Raw genomic sequence first — 20,445 nt, forward strand, 5'->3', positions numbered from 1 at the left:
TGCTCGTCGGCGGCCCGAATCCGCCACGGAAGGAACCCGAAATGAACAAGCTCACCAAGGGCGCCATCGCCGGCGCCGCCGGCATCGTCCTCCTCATGGGCGGCGCGGGCTCGCTCGCCTACTGGACCGGTTCGGCCGACGCCGGCAGCGCGACCACGATCAACGCCGGCCAGCTGAAGGTCGTCAAGTCGGGCACCGATGGTGCCTGGAAGGTCAACAACGCCACGATGCCGGCGAGCTACACGGCCGTCCCCGGCGACGAGCTCACCTTCACTCAGACCTTCACCGTCAGCGCGACCGGCAGCAACCTGAAGTTCGACCTCGGCCTCGCGAACGGCGCCGTCTCGTACACCGGCTCGGCCGTCTCGACCAACCCGAACTACGCGCTGTCGCAGCGACTCGTGCAGTCGGCCACGTACACCGTCAACACCGGTGCCGGCATCACCGCGGTCTCGGGCAACCCCGACCGCTACACGGTCACGGGCACGGGTACCAACACCATCACCGTGACCGCGAAGATCAAGTGGGACTTCGGCACCGTCTCGAACGTCGCCGCCGACAACCAGGCGCAGAGCGGCTCCGTCGGCTTCGCGTCGAACGCGATCACGCTGACGCAGGTCGCCTCCTAAGCAGCGGACCTTCTCGCGAGGGCGCGGCGCCCGAATGCCGCGCCCTCGCGCATCCCGCCGGGCTCGACCCCGGCTGCACCACCGGCCGCCTCGGCGGCCCGCACCGACCGGAACCCGAACCGGTCGGTTCCCGCCCACAGCACTCCGAACCCGAACGGGGAAGCCATGAGCCGCATCGCACGCACCGTGCGCCGCAGCGCGACCGTCGTGTCGCGTTCGCGCCGCCGGGCGACGCTGCTCGCGGTGGTGCTGCTGGGCGCGGGGATCTCGCTCGGCGCCGTGGCGGCGCGTCGCTCCGCGGCGACCCGCCCGGCGCTGAGCCGTTCCACGGTCATGGCCCGCCCGCTCGGGCTCACCGGCCTGCGCCACCCGCTGCGCGGCGCGACCTCGCCCGTCGCCGCCCGCGCTCTCGTGCTCGGCCGCCGCGCCGTCGACGCCGGCCTGGCCCGCGCCGCCCGCACCTCGGTGCGCGGCATGCTCGCCTCGGCCGCCGCGATCGGAATCGCCGTCGTGGTCGTCTCGACCGGCGCCGCCGGCACCTTCGCATTCATCAACGCCTCGGCCCCGGCGAGCAGCGTCTCGACGGTCTCGTCGGGGTCTCTCGCCGTCACCGTGACCGCGTCCGGCAGCATCAGCAGCATCCCGGCCACCACCTGGACCAACCTGCTGCCCGGTGACACCGGCCGTCAGGACGTCGTGATCGCGAACACGGGCGCCGCGCCCGTGACGCTGACGGGCGTGCTCGGCGCGACCCCGAGCCCCTACTCGGTCGCCATCGCGTACAACAAGACCTGCGCCGCGGCGACGGCCTACACGTCGATGACCGCGACCGCCACCGCCCTCAGCGCGAGCTCGCTCGCGAAGGGCGCCAGCGTGCCGGCCTGCGTGCAGGTGACGCTTCCCTCGAGCGCGGCGAACGGCGCTCAGGGCGCCGCGAACACCTTCCAGCTCACGATCGACGCGAAGCAGGTGACCTCGTGATCCGCCGCGCGCTCACCCGCGCCGCCCATGCGCACGGCGGCCGTCCGCTCAAGCACGGTCTGATCGCCGGTCTCGTCGTCGCGCTGCTCAGCACCGGTGCCGGCGCGAGCTACGCCTACTGGACCGCCAGCACGACGACGTCGAGCACGCCGACCGTCGCCTCGCTCGTCGTCACCCCGAGCAACTTCGGCGCCTTCACGTTCTCGAACGAGAACGTCTCGGCCGCCGGCAGCTCCACGCTCGTCGTCACCTCGGCCGTGCAGGTCAAGAACGACACCGTCACGGGGTCGACCCAGGCGATGCCGCTCAGCACGACCTTCTCCCGCGCGTCGGGCGGAGCCATGTTCGCCAGCGCCACCAGCCTCAGCGTCTGGACCGTCGGCTCGCTCGCCGCCTGCACCTCGAGCACCGCGATCCCCGGGTCCGGCGTCGCCGCCGGCAACTGGGGCGACGGCGTGACGATCTCGGCCACCGACCTCGACGCTGGCGCCACCGTCTACTACTGCCTGCGCTCCTCGGTCTCGCGCGACGCCGCCGCCAACTCGAACGCCGCCGGCAGCCGCAACTTCATGCCGCAGGCCAGCGCCACGCTGAAGGCCGGCTCCGCGTTCCTCGCGACGACCACGGCCACGTCGACCGGCAGCTCGAGCCGCATCTACCCGGCGGCGACCGGCATCAGCAACTCCTACTGGCAGAAGGTCGTCGTCAACAGCATGTGCCTCGACGTCGCCAACAGCGGCACGGCGACGGGCACCACGGTCATCCCGTGGAGCGACTGCCACGGCAACACTAACCAGCAGTGGCAGTTCATCCCCGACGCGAACAACCCCGGATTCGTCGAGATCAAGCCGCGCAACGCGACCCCGCTGCGCGTCGACAACGGCGCGACGCTCACCGCGGGCGCCGGCATCACCGTGCGCACCGACGTCTCGACCGATCGCCAGCTCTGGCAGGTGCAGAGCATCGGCGGCGGCTCGACCTACCAGATCGTCAGCAAGTACAGCGGCCTCTGCCTCACCGCGCCGGGCGGCTCCGGCACGCAGATGACGCAGGCGGTCTGCACCGGAGCTGTCGGACAGGTCTTCACGATCACGCAACTCACCCGCGTGCAGTTCCCGACGCCCACGTGCACGATCCCCGCGAACCGGCAGTCGCTGGTCTTCGCTTGGAGCGAGGCCGGGACCGGCCCGTACATCATCCAGGGCTGGGCCGGGAGCTACTGGTACACCGCCGACAGCTCGAGCAACGCCAACGCGACGCAGCTCACCGTGCCGAACCAGAACTACCCTTCCGGCACGTACCAGTTCCGCATCCTCGACGGCACGCAGACGACGGTCGCCACGGGAACGGTCGTGGTCTCGAACGGCGGCTTCCAGTCCTGCACGGCCCAGGCGGCTCCGGTCTCGTGAGCTCGATGACGACGACGTTCGGCGGACGCGGGATGCGCATCCTCGCCGCCCTCCTCGCGACGGCCGCGGCGGCTGGGGGTGCCGTGGCCGTCGCCTCACCCGCGCAGGCGGCGAGCTCGGGCGTGCAGCTCAGCGACGACGGCGTGCACTTCTCGTCGACGCTCAGCCGGCCGCTGTTCGACCCGTCGACGGTCATGATCCCGCGCAGCTCGCAGAGCGGCGACTTCTGGGTGCGCAACGCCTCGGGCGCCCCCGCCTACCTGCGCGTCTCGATCGCGAACGTGCAGTCGACCGACGCCGACCTCTCCGAGGCGCTCACCGTCTCGGCGAGCACCTCGGGCGATGCGGGCAGCAAGGTCGCCCTCTCCGAGGCGGCGCCGTGCGCGGTGCTGACCGAGGGCCAGGCCATCCCGAGCGGCGCCGCCCTGCGCATCTCGGCGCTCGCCGAGCTGGGCGACCTGCAGGGCAGCGCCGGTCAGGGCGGCTCGGCCGACTTCCGCATCGTCGTGAATCTGTCGAGCGTCAACCTCGCCGGCACCGACCGCTACGCCTGCCTCGCCGACAGCGGCGAGGTGCCCGGCTTCTACGCCGACGGCGGCTCGGCCGTGCGCGACGGCGGCCGCACCTCGACGACCGGCTCGACCGGCGGGGTCGTGGATGCGGCCCCGCTCGCCGAGACCGGCGACGACGACGGCGCGGCGCTCGCCGGCGGCTCCAGCTCCGCCTCCGACGACCTGCTCGCCGCGGCCTGGAACTCGGCCGACCTGAACCAGTGGTGGATCGTGCTGCTCTGGATCGGGGGCGCCCTCGCGGGCGGCCTCGGCGTGCTGCTGCGCGATCGACTGCGCACCCCGAACCGCTCCACTCCCACCACCACGCCGGCAGCGGCATCCGAGAACGGAACAGAATGAGCGCCATCGCCAGCCCCACCGCGGCCCCCGTCATCGCCGACGCCGCCGTGAGCGCGTCGAAGCCCGCGAAGCCCGCCAAGAAGCGCGGACCCCTGCACTACGTCGGCGTCGCCGTCAGCGCGGCCCTGCTGATGTTCGTCGCGATCGTCGCGCTGCTCGTCGTCGCGATCCCCGCGGCGACCGGCTCGACGCCGTACACGGTGCTGACCTCGTCGATGGAGCCCAAGTACCCCGCCGGCACCCTCGTCGTGATCAAGCCGGTCTCGGCCGACAGCATCGGAGTCGGCGACGTGATCACCTACCAGCTCAAGTCGGGCGAGCCCGAGGTCGTCACCCACCGCGTCATCGCCGTGAACAGCGCCGTCGGCGGTGAGCGCACCTTCACCACCCAGGGCGACAACAACGACATCGCCGACGCGGCTCCCGTGCGCGAGGTGCAGGTGCGCGGTGAGCTCTGGTACGCCGTGCCCTTCATCGGCTGGGTCAACAACGTCATCAACGGCGGAACCCGTGCCGTGATCGTGCCGATCGCCGCGGTCATCCTGTTCGGCTACGCCGGGTGGATGTTCGTCGGCTCCGCGCTCGAGCGCCGCCGCAAGCGTCGCGAGGCCGAGGCCGCCGCGCAGGCCTGAGTCGCGCATCCACCTGTTCATCTGAGGGGCACCCGGAGTCGGAGGACCGACCCTGGGTGCCCCTAGGCTTGCGCGGGTGAAGGCCATCCGTCGATTCACCGTCCGCGCCGTGCTCCCGCCCCAGCTCTCGGCACTCGATGACCTCGCCGCGAACCTGCGGTGGTCGTGGCACGAGCCCACGCAGCGGCTGTTCGAGGACATCGCCCCGGATCTCTGGCAGCGCGTGCGCCGCGACCCGATCGGTCTGCTCGGCGAGGTCGCGCCCGAGCGGCTCGACGAGCTGGCCGCCGACGGCGAGTTCACGGCCCGCGCCGAGGCGCTGCGCGACGACCTGCGCCGCTACCTCGACGAGCCGCGCTGGTACCAGTCGCTGGGCGACGACGCCCCGGCCACGATCGCCTACTTCTCGCCCGAGTTCGGCATCGCCGCCGCCCTGCCGCAGTACTCGGGCGGCCTCGGCATCCTCGCCGGCGACCACCTGAAGAGCGCCTCCGATCTCGGCGTGCCGATCGTCGGCGTCGGCCTGTTCTACCGCGCCGGCTACTTCCGCCAGTCGATCTCGCGCGACGGCTGGCAGCAGGAGGCCTACCCCGTCCTCGACCCCGACGGCCTGCCGATGCGCGTGCTGCGCAACCCCGACGGCTCGGCCGCTCAGGTCACGCTTGCGCTGCCCGAGGGCCGCGCGCTCGTCGCCCGGGTCTGGAAGCTCGATGTCGGCCGGGTGCCCCTGCTGCTGCTCGACACCGATATCCCCGACAACGACGAGACCCTGCGCGGCGTGACCGACCGCCTCTACGGCGGCGGGGGAGAGCACCGCCTGCTGCAGGAGATGCTGCTCGGCATCGGCGGCTCGCGCGCCGTCAAGCTCTACACCGGGCTGACCGGGCGCGCCGCCGCCGAGGTGTTCCACACCAACGAGGGGCACGCCGGCTTCCAGGGCCTCGACCGCATCAACGACCTCATCTCGGGCGGGCTGTCCTTCCCCGAGGCGCTGCGCGCCGTGCGCGCCGGCACCGTCTTCACGACCCACACGCCCGTGCCCGCCGGCATCGACCGCTTCGAGGCCGGCCTCGTGCAGCGCTACTTCTCGACCGAGCTGCTGCCGGGCGTCGACGTCGCCGACGTGCTCGCGCTCGGCGCCGAGGACTACGAGGGCGGCACCCCCGACACCTTCAACATGGCCGTCATGGGCCTGCGCCTCGCCCAGCGCGCCAACGGCGTCTCGAAGCTGCACGGCGAGGTGTCGCGGGGCATGTTCGGCGCCCTCTGGCCGGGCTTCGACGCGGATGACGTGCCGATCACCTCGGTCACGAACGGCGTGCACGCCCCGACCTGGACCGATCGCCGCGTGCGGGCGCTCGCCGCCGAGGTGTTCGGCGACGACGACAGCACCCGCGTCGACTGGCAGTCGGAGAAGCTCGGCGACGACGCCGTGTGGGCGCTGCGCCGCGAGCTGCGCGAGCAGCTCGTCGACGACGCCCGCGCCCGGGTCGGCAAGGCCTGGGACGACGAGAACCCCGGCATCGGCCGCCCCACCTGGCACCGCGAGCTGCTCGACCCCGAGGTGCTCACGATCGGCTTCGCCCGCCGCGTGCCCACCTACAAGCGGCTCACGCTGATGCTGCACGACCCCGAGCGGCTGCGCGCGCTGCTGACCCATCCCGAGCGCCCGGTGCAGCTCGTGATCGCCGGCAAGTCGCATCCGGCCGACGACGAGGGCAAGCGCCTCATCCAGCGTCTGGTCGAGTTCAGCCGCGAGGCCGATGTGCGCGAGCGGATCGTGTTCCTGCCGAACTACGACATCGCCATGGCGCAGAAGCTCTACCCGGGCACCGACATCTGGCTCAACAACCCGCTGCGCCCGCTCGAGGCCTGCGGCACCTCGGGCATGAAGGCCGCGCTGAACGGATCGCTCAACCTGTCGATCCTCGACGGCTGGTGGAACGAGTACTACGACGACCGCAACGGCTGGGCGATCCCCTCGGCCGACAGCGCCGGCGACGCCGCCGAGCGCGACGCCCTCGAGGCGGCCGCGCTCTACGACCTGATCGAGCACCAGATCGCGCCGCGCTTCTATGAGCGGGATGCGGCGGGCGTGCCGAGCAAGTGGGTCGCCGACATCCGCCACACCCTCGCGACCCTGTCGCCCGAGCTCTCGGCCGACCGGATGCTGCGCGAGTACGTCGAGCGCCTCTACCTGCCGGCCGCGCGCGCCGAGCGCGCGATCAGCGACACCCGCTTCCGCCCCGCGCGCGAGCTCGCCGCCTGGACGGCGCGCGTCGGCGAGGCCTGGCCGCAGGTGCACGTCGCGCACGTCGAGTCGGGCGGGGTGGATGCGACGCCGCAGGTCGGCGAGGAGCTGCAGGTGCGCGCCTTCGTCGAGCTCGGAGAGCTGACGGCCGACGACGTCGCCGTCGAGCTCGTGCACGGCCGGGCGCGCGAGGGTGATCGCCTGGCCGACGTGGAGCGGCTGCCGCTCACCCTGGTGTCGCACGACCTCGGCTCGCCCGCGACCTACACCGGCACGGTGCGCTTCACGCGCGCCGGCTCGTTCGGCTACACGGTGCGCGTCGTGCCGAGCAATCCGCTGCTCGCGTCGCCGGCCGAGCTGGGGCTCGTCGCGACGGCGTGAGCCGCGTTCAGCGCGCGATGTCGGCGACGACGCCGTTCGTCGCGCGCAGCAGGTCGGCCGGGGCGAGCTCGAGGTCGAGCCCGCGGCGTCCGCCGCTGACGAGCACCGCGGGCCACAGCTCGGCCGTCTCGTCGACGACGGTCTCGTGCGCGTTCTTCTGGCCGATCGGCGAGATGCCGCCGACCACGTAGCCGGTGCGCTTCTGGGCGAGCTCGGGGTCGGCCATGACGGCCTTGCGTCCGCCGACCGCCGCCGCGAGCGCCTTCAGGTCGAGCTTCGAGCTGACCGGCACGATGCCGACGACGAGCCGCCCGTCGACGTCGGCGAGCAGGGTCTTGAACACCCGCTCGGGCTCGACGCCGAGCGCCTCGGCGGCCTCGAGGCCGAACGACGCCGCGCGCGGATCGTGCTCGTAGGCGCGTTCGGCGAAGGGGATGCCCGCCGCGGTGAGCGCGCGGATCGCGGGAGTGCTCACGACCGGCTCCGCCGTGCCCGTCTCGTCAGCGCGCTCACGAGTCCAGGATGACCGACAGCAGGCTGCCACCCAGGCTGAACGCCTGCACGACCAGAGCGACCGCCGCGATCACGAGACCCGCGATCGCCAGGCCGCGGCGCGCATCCGCCCGCCCCTCGCGCAGCATCTGGTTGGCCCGGGTCAGCCCGAAGATCGACATGATCAGGCCCAGGATGGCGAACACGCCGAACAGGAATCCGACGAGCGCGAAGATGAAGCCGGTCAGAGCGAGGGTGTTGCCGGTGCGGCCCGTCGCCGCCGGGGTGTAGTAGGCGCCGGGCGCCGGCGAGGAGCCCGGTGCGGGGTACCCGGACGGCTGCTGCGGCGAGCCGTACGGCGATCCGGCGGCGGGCGGGGCGTAGGGGTTCGGCGGCGTCGGCGGAGTGCCGGCCGATGACGCCGGCGGGCCGTACGGGTTGCCCGTGCTCGCGCCGTAGGGGTTGCCGGTGCTCGCGCCGGAGGGCTGGCCCAGCATCGGCGGCCCACCGGCCGATCCGGTCGCGGGGCTCTGCCCCCACGGTGCGGTCGGAGCGCTCGGGGCGCTCGGTGCCGGCGGCATCGGCGCGGCGGGACCGGCCGGCGCGGTCGGTCCCGACACGGCGGGCCGCGCGTTCGAGGCGTAGGGGCTCGTGCCCGACGCGGAAGGAGCCGCGCGCCGCGCCTCCGACCAGCTCACGCCGTTCCACCAGCGCTGGCCATCCCGGGTCTCGGGGTCCGGGTACCAGCCGGGGGAGTCGGAGCTGTCAGGCATGAGCACAGACTAGGCCGCGTCGGGCGACGGCGAGCGGCCGGGCGATACCCCCGTTCGCGGCCTGCGGCGCGACGCCCCGGGTCAGTCCGCGAGTGCCGAACTCCCGATCCACAGCACGAGCAGTGTCGTGCCGACGAGCGTGACCGTCGACAGGATCACGCCGAGCAGCGCCGGGATCCGTCCGGCCGGATTCTCGCCCACCGCGCGCAGCCGTGCCGCGCGGCGCAGGCCGATGATCGAGACGACGAATCCCGCGATCGAGAGCGGCACGAACAGCAGTCCGAAGAACGACAGGGCGGCGCCGACGGCCGCGGCGCCGTTCGTCGGCGCATCGGCATCGGGCGCGGGCGTCTGCCGGCTCGGCGCTCCCGACATGCCGCGGCGCGCATCCGACCAGCCGGCCCCGTTCCACCAGCGCTGTGCTCCCGCCCGATCGGGGTCGGGGTACCAGCCGGGCGAGCGCGGCGCATCCATGGGCGGAGCCTGCCAGCCGGGCCGCGGCCCGTCAGCCCTTCGGGTGCGCGCGGAACAGCAGCATCGACGCCGGCCCGACCTCGAGCGCCTCGCCCGGCACGTGCTCGGCCGTCAGGCCCGAGATGTCGTCGTGCGACGAGTCCCACAGCAGGGTGTAGCCGCCGACGCCCTCGTGCTCGGGCAGCGTCACCGTGACGGGCGCCTCGACGCCGTGCACGATCAGCAGGATGCGGTTGAACTCCTCGACCTCGGGCGTCGACGCCGCCAGGTACTGCAGGGTGCGCTGACTCGGGTCGTCCCAGTTCTCGCGCGACATCGCCTCTCCGGCGACGTTGTACCAGTCCATCTGCGTCGCGCTCGGCACGGTCTCGCCGAAGCGGCCGTAGCGCACCGGCCGCAGGGCCGGGTTCTCGCGGCGCAGCCGGGTGAGCGTGCGGCTGACGGCCAGCAGCTCCTCCTGCCAGTCGTCGCGCTCCCACAGCGACCAGGTCAGCGGGCCGTCGTGGCAGTAGGCGTTGTTGTTGCCGTTCTGGCTGCGCCCCCACTCGTCGCCGGCGGTGATCATGGGCACGCCCGCGCTCAGCAGCAGCGTGCCGAGCAGGTTGCGGATCGCCTTGCGCCGCGCGGCGAGCACCGCGCGGTCGCGGGTCGGGCCCTCGACGCCGTGGTTGTAGGAGTGGTTGTCGTTCGAGCCGTCGCGGTTCTCCTCGCCGTTGCCGAGGTTGTGCTTGCCGTCGAAGGCGACCACGTCGGCGGCCGTGAAGCCGTCGTGCGCGGTCACGAAGTTGATCGAGGCGAGCGGGCCGCGCTCGGCCGAGAAGACGTGACCCGAGCCGGCGATGCGCCCCGCGAGCGAGCCGATGCCGTGCTGGGCGGTGCCGTGCGCGCGGGCGTGCGCGATGTCGGTCAGCCAGAATTTGCGGATGCGGTCGCGGTAGCCGTCGTTCCACTCCGAGTAGCCGTCGGGGAAGTTGCCGACCTGCCAGCCGCCCATGCCGACATCCCAGGGCTCGGCGATCATCTTCTGGTCGCGCAGCACCGGGTCGTCGAGGATCGCGCGCAGCAGCGGATGCTCGCGCTCGAACTCGGCACCGCCGTTGCGGCCCAGCGTGGCCATCAGGTCGAAGCGGAAGCCGTCGACCTGCACCTCCTCGCTCCAGTAGCGCAGCGAGTCGAGCACCAGGCGCTGGGCGACCGGGTTGGAGTAGTCGACGGTGTTTCCGCATCCCGTCGTGTCGATGTAGTGGCCTTCGCCGGTCTGGCGGTAGTAGCCGAGGTCGTCGATGCCGCGCAGGCTCGTCGTCGGCCCCTTCGGCCCCTCCTCGGCGGTGTGGTTGTAGACCACGTCGAGCACGACCTCGATGCCGGCCTCGTGCAGCAGCCGCACCATCCCCTTGACCTCGCGCAGCACCGCGCCGGTGCCGCCGTGCTGCGCCTCGCGCGAGGCGTAGGCGGCGTGCGGGGTGAAGAAGTTGAGCGTGTTGTAGCCCCAGTAGTTGGCGAGGCCCATCTTGGTGAGGCGCTGCTCGCTGACGAACTGGTGGATGGGCAGCAGCTCGATCGTCGTCACGCCCAGCTGCTGCAGGTAGTCGATCGTCGAGGGATGCGCGAGTCCGGCGTAGGTGCCGCGCAGCTGCTCGGGGATCGCGGTGTTGAGCTTGGTGAGGCCCTTCACGTGCGCCTCGTAGAGCACCGTGTGGTCGAGCGGCACCCGGGGCTTGCTCACGCCGCCCCAGTCGAAGGCGTCGTCTTGCACGTAGCCGCGCCACTCGCCCGTCGAGGTGCGGGCGAGGCCGCGCGCGTAGGGGTCGATCAGCACGGTCTCGGGCGTGAAGCGCTGGCCCTTGGGTCCGCGCACGCGCAGGCCGTAGCGGGCGCCGGGGCGCAGGTCGGGGGTCGTGACGCTCCACACGTCGACGCCGTCGCCGGCGGCGTCGCGGGTCATCTTGTGCGTCGCCGTGGTCCACGAGGGGTCGCGCTCGTCGAAGAGCAGCAGGTCCATGCCGGTGGCGGAGGCGCTCCACGCGCGCAGCGTGCCGCCGTCGGGCCCGATGCGCACGCCGAGATCGCGCAGCGGATCGGGGGAGGGCATGCGATCTACGATAGGGCGGCGCGCGTTACAGCCGTGTCACGGCGGCCGCCCCCGAACGGGCCGTGCGCGACCCCAGTCCGGAGGACGCATGACGGTCTACCTCGACCACGCCGCGACCTCGCCGCTGCGCGAGGAGGTGCTGGCCGCCTACACGACCGCTCTGCGCACGGTCGGCAACCCGTCGTCGATCCACGCCGACGGGCAGCGGGCGCGCGAGGTGCTCGAGCAGGGACGCGAGCAGGTCGCCGCGTCGCTCGGCGCCGACCCGATGGAGGTCGTGTTCACCTCGGGGGGCACCGAGGCCGTGAACCTCGGGATCAAGGGGCTGTTCTGGGCGCGGAACGGGGGCGGGGCATCGGCTTCGGCCTCGGCCTCGGCCTCGGCCTCGGCCTCGGCTTCGTCGTTGGCGGCATCGGCGGCTGCGCTGCCGCGCCCGCGCATCGTCGTGCCGTGCGGCGAGCACCACGCCACGATCGACTCGGTCGAGTGGCTCGAGCGCCACGAGGGCGCCGTGCTCGACTGGGTCGAGCTGGATGCCGAGGGCCGCATCCGCCTCGACGACCTGCGCCGTGCGCTCGCCGAGCCCGACGACGTCGCGCTCGTGACCGCGCTCTGGGCCAACAACGAGGTCGGCACGGTGCAGCCGGTCGACGAGATCGCGGCGCTCGCCGCGGAGGCGGGCGTTCCGCTGCACCTCGACGCGATCGCCGCCTACGGTCAGGTCGAGGTGGATGCGCACCACACGCGCGCCGCCGCGATCAGCGTCTCGGCGCACAAGATCGGCGGGCCCGTCGGCATCGGAGCGCTCGTGCTCTCGCGGGAGTGGGACGTGGAGGCGCTGCTGCACGGCGGCGCGCAGCAGCGGGGCCGCTCGGGCACGCAGGATGCGGCGGGCGCGGCCGGCTTCGGCACGGCGGCGGCGCTCTCCGCGGGCTCGCTCGCCGCGCATGCCGAGCAGCTCGCCGCGCTGCGCGACCGCCTCGCCGACGGCGTGCTCGCGACGGTTCCCGGCGCGGTGCTGCGCGGGGCGCCCGTGGGCGTGGCCGCCACGACGGCGGGCGCGGCCGACCCCGCGGACCCTGTCGACCCCGTCGACCGCCTGCCCGGCAACGCGCACCTCACCTTCGACGGCTGCGAGGGCGATTCCCTGCTCATGCTGCTCGACGCGGCCGGTTTCTCGGTGTCGACCGGGTCCGCCTGCCAGGCCGGCGTGCCCGAGCCCTCGCACGTGCTGCTCGCGATGGGCGTCGACGCGGCGACCGCGCGCGGCGCCCTGCGCTTCACGCTCGGACCCGACACGACCGCCGACGAGATCGACGCGCTGCTCGCGGTGCTGCCCGGGGTCGTCGAGCGCGCACGCTCCGCGGGGCTGGCGCAGCGCATCCCGACCCTCGGCCGCTGAGCCACTCCGCCTCCCGAATCCACTCGCCGAGTCGATGACGCAACTCAGGAGATCTGCGCCCAGGTGAGGCGCACGCCGCATCTCGGAACGTTTCTCCTGAGTTGCGCACATGGAGGCGGACGACAGCGCGGCGAGCGGGATGCGCGCCCCGCGCCTACCCTGGAGGCATGAGGATCCTCGCGGCGATGAGCGGCGGCGTCGACAGCGCCGTGGCGGCGGCGCGCCTCGTCGAGGCCGGGCACGACGTCGTCGGCGTGCACCTCGCCCTCAGCCGCCAGCGCGGAACCCTGCGCACCGGCAGCCGCGGCTGCTGCACGGTCGAAGACGCGCTCGACGCCCGTCGCGCCGCGAACCTGCTCGGCATCCCCTTCTACGTCTGGGACTTCAGCGAGCGCTTCGCCGACGACGTGGTCGACGACTTCATCAGCGAGTACGCCGCGGGCCGCACGCCCAACCCCTGCCTGCGCTGCAACGAGCGCATCAAGTTCGCCGCCGTGCTCGAGAAGGCGCTCGCGCTCGGCTTCGACGCCGTCGCGACCGGCCACTACGCCGACATCCGGGTGGATGCCGACGGCCACCGCGAGCTGCACCGCGCGGCCGCCTGGGCGAAAGACCAGAGCTACGTGCTCGGCGTGCTGACGGCCGAGCAGCTCGAGCACGCCGTGTTCCCGCTCGGCGCGACACCGTCGAAGGACGAGGTGCGCGCCGAGGCTGCCGCGCGCGGTCTGACGGTCGCGGCGAAGCCCGACAGCTACGACATCTGCTTCATCCCCGACGGCGACACCCGCGGCTGGCTGGCCGACAAGATGGGCGCCGAGCAGGGCGACATCCTCGACCAGTCGGGCGCGAAGGTCGGCACGCACGCCGGCGCGCACGCCTTCACGGTCGGGCAGCGCAAGGGCCTCAACCTCGGCGTGCCGGCCCCCGACGGGCGCCCGCGCTTCGTGCTCGAGGTGCGTCCGACGACCAATCAGGTCGTCGTGGGCCCGAAGGAGGCGCTCGCCGTCGCCGAGCTCGCCGGGTCGCGCTTCAGCTGGGCGGGGCAGGCGCCCGTGGATGCGGAGCTCGGCTTCGACTGCCACGTTCAGGTGCGCGCGCACGGCGAGCCGGTGCCGGCGACGGCGCGGGTCGTGGAAGCGGAGCTCGTCATCCGCCCGGAGGCCGCGCTCGACGGCGTCGCGCCCGGGCAGAGCGCCGTCGTCTACGTCGGCACGCGCGTGCTCGGCCAGGTGACGATCGATCGCACGGTCAGCGCGGCGCCGGCGCCGGTCTCAGTTCCCGCCTGAGACCGCATCCAGCGCGTCGAGCGCGAGCTCGACCAGGCGGTGATCGCCCGACTCCTGGTGCGCCGTGATCGTGATCACGGCATCCCGCTCGGCGTCGACGACGACGTACTGCCCGTAGCGGCCGTCGAGGCGCCAAACCGATCCGCGGTCCTCCCATCCGGCGATCGCGTAGCGGGCGAAGGGGGCGTCTTCGCCGGTCGCGACCCAGCCGCTGTGCATCTGCTCGATCCAGGTCGGCGTCACGAGCTGCCGGCCCTCCCACCGTCCGCCGTCGCGCAGCACACGGCCGATGCGCGCCAGTTCGCTCGTGCGCAGCTCGAGGCCGGTGCCGCCGACGATCCAGCCGAGCGGGCAGCGGTGCCACTGGGGGTTGTCGATGTCGAGCGGCTCGAAGAGGCGGGGGAGCAGCCAGTCGCGCACGTCGCCGACGACGGCGCCGAGCATCCGCATCGCGACGTAGGGGCTGGCATCCGAGTACTGGAACACCGTGCCGGGCCCGCGCGACGGGCGGCCGAGCATGGCCTGCGCGAGGTCGTCGCCGGGCACGCGCTCGTCGCCGAACCACTTGAAGTCGATGCCGCTCGTCATGGTCAGCAGGTGCCGCACCGTGACCCGGTCGACGCCGTCGCCGAGCTCGAGGTCGCCGAGCAGTTCGGGCACGCGCGTCTCGGCGGTCAGCAGGCCCTCGTCGATCGCGATGCCCGCCGCGAGCGCGCACACGCCCTTCGACACCGAATACAGGTTGACCCGGTCGTCGCTGCGCCAGCGGTGCTCGGCTTCGTCGTCGCCGATCCGCACGTGCAGGCCGTAGGCGTTGAGGCCCTCGGCGTCGATCGCGGGCACGGCGCGCTCCAGCACGCGGGAGGGAGTCGGGGCGTCGCTGCTCATGCCCTCAGTGTGCGCGCCGGCGCCGACATCCATCTCGGACCTGTCGCCGGGCGACGGGATGCGCGCCTACAGCTCCTCGGCGATGCGCCGGATCTCGGCCAGACGACGGTCCCACTCGGTTCCGACGCGATCGAGCTCGCGCGCCGTCGAGCCGAGCCGCGCGCCGATCACGCGCCAGCGCAGCTCACGCCCGGCGCGGTGCGACTCGACGACGCCGACCTGCTCGAGCACGGCGAGGTGCTTGGCGATGGCCTGGCGCGTGACCGGCAGCCGCTCGGCCAGGGCCGACGCCGAGGCGTCGCCCTCGCCGAGCGCCTGCAGGATGCTCCAGCGCGTGTCGTCGCCGAGCGCGGCGAACACGGCCGTGAGCGCGGTGCCGGACTCGGTCACGCCGACCCCTCGAGGTAGGCGACGAGCTCGTCGAGCTCCGCATCCCAGCCGCCGCGGTTGCTCTCGAGCGCCGCGGCGGGGTCGGCGAGCTCGCCGAAGCCGGTCTCGACGACAGTCAGGAGGGTTCCGGCGGCGCCCCCGTCGGCTCCGTCGACCGGCTCGAGCGTGAACCGGAACACGGTCGAGCGCACCGGGTCGGGCCGGTCGGAGTCGACGAGCGCGGGCTCGTTGCTCCAGCGGTAGGCGATCGCGCGCGGCGGATCGAGCTCCTCGATCACGAAGGGGTAGGCGCCCCAGTCGTCCCAGCGGAAGCAGCCCACGCCGCCCACCGCGAGCCGGTCGAGCTCGGTGCTCTGGCCGAACCAGCGGCTGATGTGCTCGGGCTGGGTGATCGCCGCCCACACCTTCTCGGGCGCCGCGGCGATGCGGATGCTGCGGCGCACCGTGAACGCGTCGTGGTCGATCGCGCTCGGCTCGTTGACGGTCATGCTCATGATCCTGCTCCTGACCCCGATGAAGCGCAACCGGTAAGTTGCGCAATCGAGTCTCTGCCGGTGTGGCGTTTAATGCAACCCTCGAGTTGCAAATCTAACCGACGGGATGCGCGCCTCCCGGTCCGCCGGGCGTCCCCGGCCACGTCGGCGGCGCGTCCTAGGCTGACCCCGTGGCACGAGGACGCAGCGCGAACCCCGAACCGGAGCAGGTCCCCGCCGAGACGCGGGCGGATCTCGCCGCGGCGAAACGCGAGGCCGACGAGCTGACGACCCGCATCGTCGAGCTGCGCGAGGCCTACTACCAGCGCGACACCCCCGAGGCGAGCGACGAGGAGTACGACCGCCTCCTCCATCGCCTCGAAGAGCTCGAGCGGCTGTTCCCCGAGCTGCAGAGCCAGGACAGCCCGACGCAGACCGTCGGCGGCCGCGTCTCGTCGCTGTTCGACCCGGTCGTGCACGCCGAGCGCATGCTCAGCCTCGACAACGTCTTCAGCGAAGAGGAGTTCCTCGAGTGGGCGGCGAAGGTCGAGCGCGACGCCGGCCGGCGGGTCGACTTCCTCTGCGAGCTCAAGATCGACGGGCTCGCGATCAACCTGCGCTACGAGCGCGGCCGCCTGGTCAGTGCGGCCACCCGCGGCGATGGCGTGACCGGAGAGGACGTCACGCCGACCGTGCTGCGCATCCCCGGCATCCCGCAGCGGCTCGAGGGGGAGGGGCATCCCGACCTCGTCGAGGTGCGCGGCGAGATCTTCCTGGCCGTCGAAGCCTTCCAGCGCCTCAACGAGCTGCTCGCGACCCTGCGCGACCGCGTCGTCGACGAGGCCCGCGCGAAGCAGGGCGCCGCCTTCGACGAGGAGAAGGCGACGCTCGCCGCCGCGCGTCGCTTCCCGGCGCTCGCGAACCCCCGCAACGCGGCCAGCGGCGGACTGCGGCAGCAGCTCGACAAGAAAGACGGCATGGAGCTGGAGGCCGGGCTCGCCCGCATCCAGGAGCTCTCGCTCTATGTGCATGGCATCGGCGCCTGGCCGGACCCGCCGGTCGCCGCGCAGTCGGAGGTCTACGGGCTGCTCGGCGGTTGGGGGCTGCCCACGAGCCCGTACTTCGAGGTGACGCAGGATGCGGGCGGTGCGGCCGCCTACATCCGCCGCTACGGCGAGAACCGGCACAGCGTCGAGCACGAGATCGACGGCGTCGTCGTCAAGGTCGACGAGCTGGCGCTGCACGAGGAGCTCGGCGCCACGAGTCGCGCGCCGCGCTGGGCGATCGCGTACAAGTACCCGCCGGAGGAGGTCAACACCAAGCTGCTCGACATCGTCGTCAGCGTCGGCCGCACCGGGCGCGCGACGCCGTTCGCCGTCATGCAGAAGGTGCGCGTGGCCGGCAGCGAGGTGCGGCAGGCGACCCTGCACAACCAGGACGTCGTGAAGGTCAAGGGCGTGCTGATCGGCGACACCGTCGTGCTGCGCAAGGCCGGCGACGTGATCCCCGAGGTGCTCGGTCCCGTGGCCGAGCTGCGTGACGGCACCGAGCGCGAGTTCGTCATGCCCGAGAACTGCCCCGAGTGCGGCACGAAGCTCGCGCCGGCGAAGGAGGGCGACGTCGATCTGCGCTGCCCGAACGCGCGCGCCTGCCCGGCGCAGGTGCGCGGCCGCGTCGAGCACATCGGCTCGCGCGGCTCGCTCGACATCGAGGGGCTCGGCGAGGTCGGCGCCGCCGCGCTGACCCAGCCCGAGGTGCCCGCGACGCCGCCGCTCGTGACCGAGGCGAAGCTCTTCGGGCTCACGATCGACGACATCATCGGCATCGAGGTCATCGTGCGCGACGCCGAGACCGGTCTGCAGAAGACCGAGGACGACGGCACGCTGCGCACGCGCACCCCCTTCCAGAAGGTCAGCATCGAGTACCCGCCCGAGGCGGAGGGCATGGATGCGGCCGAGCGCCGCAAGGCCGGGCTCAAGAAGGACCACCGCGTCATCCACCCCTCCGAGGCGGCCAACACGCTGCTCGCCGAGCTCGAGAAGGCCAAGACCAAGGAGCTCTGGCGCCTGCTCGTCGGCCTCAGCATCCGGCACGTCGGCCCGGTGGCCGCGCGGGCGCTCGCGCAGTACTTCGGCTCGCTCGACGCGATCCGCTCGGCGTCGCGCGACGAGCTCGCGGCGGTCGACGGCGTCGGCGGCATCATCGCGGATGCGCTGCTCGCCTGGTTCGAGGTCGACTGGCACCGCGAGATCGTCGACACCTGGGCCGCCGACGGGGTGCAGTGGGCGACGCCCGGTCATCCCGGTCCGGGCAACGCGGCTGCCGAGGACGGCCCGCTCGCCGGGCTCACGGTCGTCGCGACCGGGTCCCTCGAGGGGTTCACTCGGGAGGGGGCGCAGGAGGCGATCATCCGCGCCGGGGGCAAGGCGGCATCCAGCGTCAGCAAGAAGACCGACTTCGTCGCGGCCGGCCCCGGCGCCGGCTCGAAGCTGCAGAAGGCCGAAGACCTCGGGGTGCGCATCATCGACGCGGCGCAGTTCGCCTTGCTCGTCGAGAAGGGGCCGTCGGCGCTCGAGCCCGAAGGCGACCCGGAGGGCGGCGCCGAGCCGGATGCGGACGCCGGCGCGGAGGGGGCCACGGGAGACGCCGCGGGAGACATCGTGGAAGGCTGATCCGTACCCCGATCACCCCGCCGCGGGTGACGTGCGGGTGATCGTTCTCGCCTGAAAAGACAGGGAACCACGCCCTGTCGACCCCCTGACGGGGGTGATTCGCCGCGTCAATTTCTCGCGCGCGTTACTTTTTCGTGAACTCCCCCCTGATGGGGGCAAACAGATGGGTATCCTGAACCGCACGCGGCCGGGGTGACGGGGACGGATCTCCGGGCGTGGCTTACCCCGAGGGGATACCCGACCGTGCTGTTCGACGTCACAGCGGTTCTCGTCACCTCGGCGACGCTGGGACCTGTCGCCGAGGCCATCGTCGTACCCGCGAGCTCGGCCGTCGTCGTGGTCGCGGCCGCACCTCGCGACGCGACTCCCGTGGTGACGCGGGTCGACGCCGCGGCGCTCCCCGCCGACCTGAGCCCCTCGCCCTTCATCGGACCGCAGCCGGCCCAGACGCTCACGCGCGACGCCCTCGAGCGCATCCCGACCCTGCGCGGCGCCACCCAGCTCGCGCAGCTGTCGCTGCTGAACCGCGACCAGCTGCACCAGGTGATCTCCGACAACCCGCAGATGGTGCCGAGGCTGCTCGCGTCGCCGCCGGCCGCGACCGCCGTCTCCGACTGGTGGAGCGGGTCGAGTGTCGCCGCGCGCAAGGCGCTCACCGCCGAGGCGCCGCAGCTCGTCGGCTCGCTCGAGGGCGTGCCCTACACGGCGCGCAGCTCGGCCAACCGCGTCTATCTGGCGGCGGCGACGGGCGAGATCGAGGCGCGCATCCAGTCGGGTGTCGGCCGGGCGAAGCAGTCCGAGCTGACGACGCGGCTGCACATGCTCGAGCAGGTGCGCGAGGCGCTCGACGCCGCGACCGACGACGGCGTCGCGCGGCAGCTCATCGCCCTCGATCCGAGCGGCGACGGCACGGCCGTGATCGTCGTCGGCGATCTGCAGACCGCCGACAACGTCAGCTACCTGGTGCCCGGCATGTTCTATGGCGTGGATGCGCGCATCGTGCCCTGGACGACGACCGCCGCCGAGCTGCAGCAGCAGCAGACGGCCTGGCTGAAGCGCCTCGGTCGCGGCGACGAGACGGCTGCGGTGGTCTCGTGGATCGGCTACGCGACGCCGACGCTCGTCAACGTCGCCGCCATGGACAACGCACGGGCCGGGCAGAAGGCGCTGACCGCGGCGCTGCGCGGTCTCGACGCGACCCGGTCGGACCATCCCTTCGTGGCGGTGCTCTCGCACAGCTACGGCACGACGGCGGCGATGCTGTCGCTGTCGGAGGACGACGTCGAGGTGGATGCCCTCGCCATGCTCGGCTCACCCGGCGGCCCGGTCGCGCGCGCGAGCGATCTGTCGGTGCGCGGCGGTGTCTGGGTCGGCGTCGCCGCCTGGGACCCGGTGGGCGACGCCGGCGTGTTCGGCAACCAGCCGAAGCTCGCCTCCTTCGGGGCCCACAAGCTGGGCGTCGACGGGGCGAAGGATCCGCTCACGGGCGCGCGTCTGAGCGGAACCCTGAGCCACAACGACTACTTCACGACCGGCGGCGAGGCGATGCGCAACCTGGCGCTGATCGGCATCGGCGCGGGGTCGCGCGTTCTCGGCTGAGCCGCCTCGTCAGTTGACGACGGCGCTCGTCCCGTCGTCGTCGGTGGAGTCGTCGTCGGTCTTCGGCCCGGCGCTCTTGCTCGTGTCGGCGCTGTAGACGAGCTCGACGCCTCCGCCGGTGAGGGTGAGCGTGTCGCCGCTCTGCGCGATCTTGTCGACCTGATCGAGCGCGGCGAGATAGCGCGTCTCCTGCGCCTGCTGGTCGGGGTCGGCGCAGGCGCGCTTGGTCGACACGATCGGGCCGATCACGAGCGATCCGCCGTCGCCGAGCGTCGCGTCGGCGCCGAAGCCGTTGCAGCCGCCCTGACCGCTCACCTTGTCGGCCTCGCGCAGGTCGAGCGTCGCCGAGACGGTCGGCGGGGCGAGCGTGCCCTCGGCGTCGGTGATCGAGGCCAGCGGCCACAGACGCGCCATGCCGGTGTCGATCACGGCGCCCGAGTCGGACTCCGGGGTGGATGCGCTGGGCTTCGGCGACGAGCTCGCATCGTCTGTCGACGCGGCGTCGTCGCCGCTCGAGCAACCGGCCAGCAGACCGAGGGCGAGCACGGCGGCGGCGGGGGCGCCGAGCAGCAGTCGTGCGCGGGGCGTGGTGGGTCGGAACATCCGGTAGGCCTCCTCGTGGTCCTCTCATCCTGTTCGACGCGCGGTGGCGGCGGAACGTTGGGTCGGGATCCCGTCGATTCTTGACGTTATTACGGAAATGCGTAATA

General features: G+C 72.8%; 18 protein-coding genes. 10 read left to right on the forward strand and 8 right to left on the reverse strand.

Translation table 11 applies throughout. The features are described 5' to 3' along the window. Positions 1-41: 41 nt before the first annotated feature. From FJ658_RS13405 to glgP, 6 genes are all read left to right on the forward strand, one after another. The gene (locus tag FJ658_RS13405) at positions 42-629 is read left to right on the forward strand and encodes an alternate-type signal peptide domain-containing protein (protein ID WP_255447736.1); all 588 of its coding nucleotides are present in this window, start codon (positions 42-44) and stop codon (positions 627-629) included. A 165-nt stretch (positions 630-794) separates the two neighbouring features. Next, on the forward strand, positions 795-1,610 hold the full coding sequence (locus FJ658_RS13410) for a hypothetical protein (protein ID WP_141145906.1): 816 nt from the start codon (positions 795-797) through the stop codon (positions 1,608-1,610). Then, positions 1,607-3,019, forward strand: a complete 1,413-nt coding sequence (locus tag FJ658_RS13415) for an RICIN domain-containing protein (protein WP_141145907.1) — start codon at positions 1,607-1,609, stop codon at positions 3,017-3,019. Before FJ658_RS13410 ends, FJ658_RS13415 begins: the two co-directional genes overlap by 4 nt. A 5-nt stretch (positions 3,020-3,024) precedes the next feature. Continuing rightward, on the forward strand, positions 3,025-3,930 hold the full coding sequence (locus tag FJ658_RS13420; protein WP_141145908.1) for a hypothetical protein: 906 nt from the start codon (positions 3,025-3,027) through the stop codon (positions 3,928-3,930). Further along, positions 3,927-4,562, forward strand: a complete 636-nt coding sequence (locus tag FJ658_RS13425) for a signal peptidase I (protein ID WP_141145909.1) — start codon at positions 3,927-3,929, stop codon at positions 4,560-4,562. The genes FJ658_RS13420 and FJ658_RS13425 overlap by 4 nt, the downstream gene beginning before the upstream one ends. A 76-nt stretch (positions 4,563-4,638) precedes the next feature. Next, on the forward strand, positions 4,639-7,194 hold the full coding sequence (gene glgP / locus FJ658_RS13430; protein WP_141145910.1) for an alpha-glucan family phosphorylase: 2,556 nt from the start codon (positions 4,639-4,641) through the stop codon (positions 7,192-7,194). A gap of 7 nt (positions 7,195-7,201) precedes the next feature. On the opposite strand, the gene ybaK is transcribed toward glgP, so the two are convergent. The 4 genes from ybaK to glgX form a co-directional block, all read right to left on the reverse strand. Next, positions 7,202-7,669, reverse strand: a complete 468-nt coding sequence (ybaK, locus tag FJ658_RS13435; protein ID WP_141145911.1) for a Cys-tRNA(Pro) deacylase — start codon at positions 7,667-7,669, stop codon at positions 7,202-7,204. Between the two features lie 34 nt (positions 7,670-7,703). Beyond that, positions 7,704-8,459 (reverse strand): DUF2510 domain-containing protein, encoded by a 756-nt coding sequence (locus tag FJ658_RS13440; protein ID WP_141145912.1) that lies wholly within the window; start codon positions 8,457-8,459, stop codon positions 7,704-7,706. 81 nt (positions 8,460-8,540) lie between these two features. Continuing rightward, positions 8,541-8,933 (reverse strand): DUF2510 domain-containing protein, encoded by a 393-nt coding sequence (locus tag FJ658_RS13445; protein ID WP_141145913.1) that lies wholly within the window; start codon positions 8,931-8,933, stop codon positions 8,541-8,543. Positions 8,934-8,964: 31 nt separating this feature from the next. Beyond that, positions 8,965-11,025 carry a glycogen debranching protein GlgX gene (gene glgX / locus FJ658_RS13450; protein WP_141145914.1) on the reverse strand — a complete coding sequence of 687 codons (2,061 nt, stop codon included), beginning with the start codon at positions 11,023-11,025 and terminating at the stop codon, positions 8,965-8,967. Positions 11,026-11,113: 88 nt separating this feature from the next. Between glgX and FJ658_RS13455 the strand changes: the two genes are divergently transcribed. Next, the gene (locus FJ658_RS13455; RefSeq protein WP_141145915.1) at positions 11,114-12,427 is read left to right on the forward strand and encodes a cysteine desulfurase family protein; all 1,314 of its coding nucleotides are present in this window, start codon (positions 11,114-11,116) and stop codon (positions 12,425-12,427) included. 167 nt (positions 12,428-12,594) lie between these two features. Next, the gene (gene mnmA / locus FJ658_RS13460) at positions 12,595-13,713 is read left to right on the forward strand and encodes a tRNA 2-thiouridine(34) synthase MnmA (RefSeq protein WP_141145916.1); all 1,119 of its coding nucleotides are present in this window, start codon (positions 12,595-12,597) and stop codon (positions 13,711-13,713) included. Here mnmA and FJ658_RS13465 read toward each other — a convergent pair. From FJ658_RS13465 to FJ658_RS13475, 3 genes are all read right to left on the reverse strand, one after another. Beyond that, positions 13,699-14,601 (reverse strand): serine hydrolase, encoded by a 903-nt coding sequence (locus tag FJ658_RS13465; RefSeq protein WP_141145917.1) that lies wholly within the window; start codon positions 14,599-14,601, stop codon positions 13,699-13,701. The genes mnmA and FJ658_RS13465 overlap by 15 nt on opposite strands. A 66-nt stretch (positions 14,602-14,667) precedes the next feature. Further along, on the reverse strand, positions 14,668-14,991 hold the full coding sequence (locus FJ658_RS13470) for a metalloregulator ArsR/SmtB family transcription factor (protein WP_255447737.1): 324 nt from the start codon (positions 14,989-14,991) through the stop codon (positions 14,668-14,670). Beyond that, positions 14,988-15,479 carry an SRPBCC family protein gene (locus tag FJ658_RS13475; RefSeq protein WP_255447738.1) on the reverse strand — a complete coding sequence of 164 codons (492 nt, stop codon included), beginning with the start codon at positions 15,477-15,479 and terminating at the stop codon, positions 14,988-14,990. The genes FJ658_RS13470 and FJ658_RS13475 overlap by 4 nt, the downstream gene beginning before the upstream one ends. Before the next feature lie 176 nt (positions 15,480-15,655). On the opposite strand from FJ658_RS13475, the gene ligA reads away from it, so the two are divergent. Further along, positions 15,656-18,136, forward strand: coding sequence for an NAD-dependent DNA ligase LigA (ligA, locus tag FJ658_RS13480; RefSeq protein WP_141145919.1), 2,481 nt, complete (start codon positions 15,656-15,658; stop codon positions 18,134-18,136). Between the two features lie 243 nt (positions 18,137-18,379). Then, complete coding sequence (locus tag FJ658_RS13485) at positions 18,380-19,735, forward strand: alpha/beta hydrolase (protein WP_141145920.1); 1,356 nt, start codon at positions 18,380-18,382, stop codon at positions 19,733-19,735. Between the two features lie 9 nt (positions 19,736-19,744). Here FJ658_RS13485 and FJ658_RS13490 read toward each other — a convergent pair whose 3' ends face one another. Further along, positions 19,745-20,338 carry an META domain-containing protein gene (locus tag FJ658_RS13490; protein WP_141145921.1) on the reverse strand — a complete coding sequence of 198 codons (594 nt, stop codon included), beginning with the start codon at positions 20,336-20,338 and terminating at the stop codon, positions 19,745-19,747. Positions 20,339-20,445: the final 107 nt, after the last annotated feature.

The sequence above is a fragment of the Schumannella sp. 10F1B-5-1 genome, assembly GCF_006517535.1.
Lineage (GTDB): Bacteria > Actinomycetota > Actinomycetes > Actinomycetales > Microbacteriaceae > Schumannella.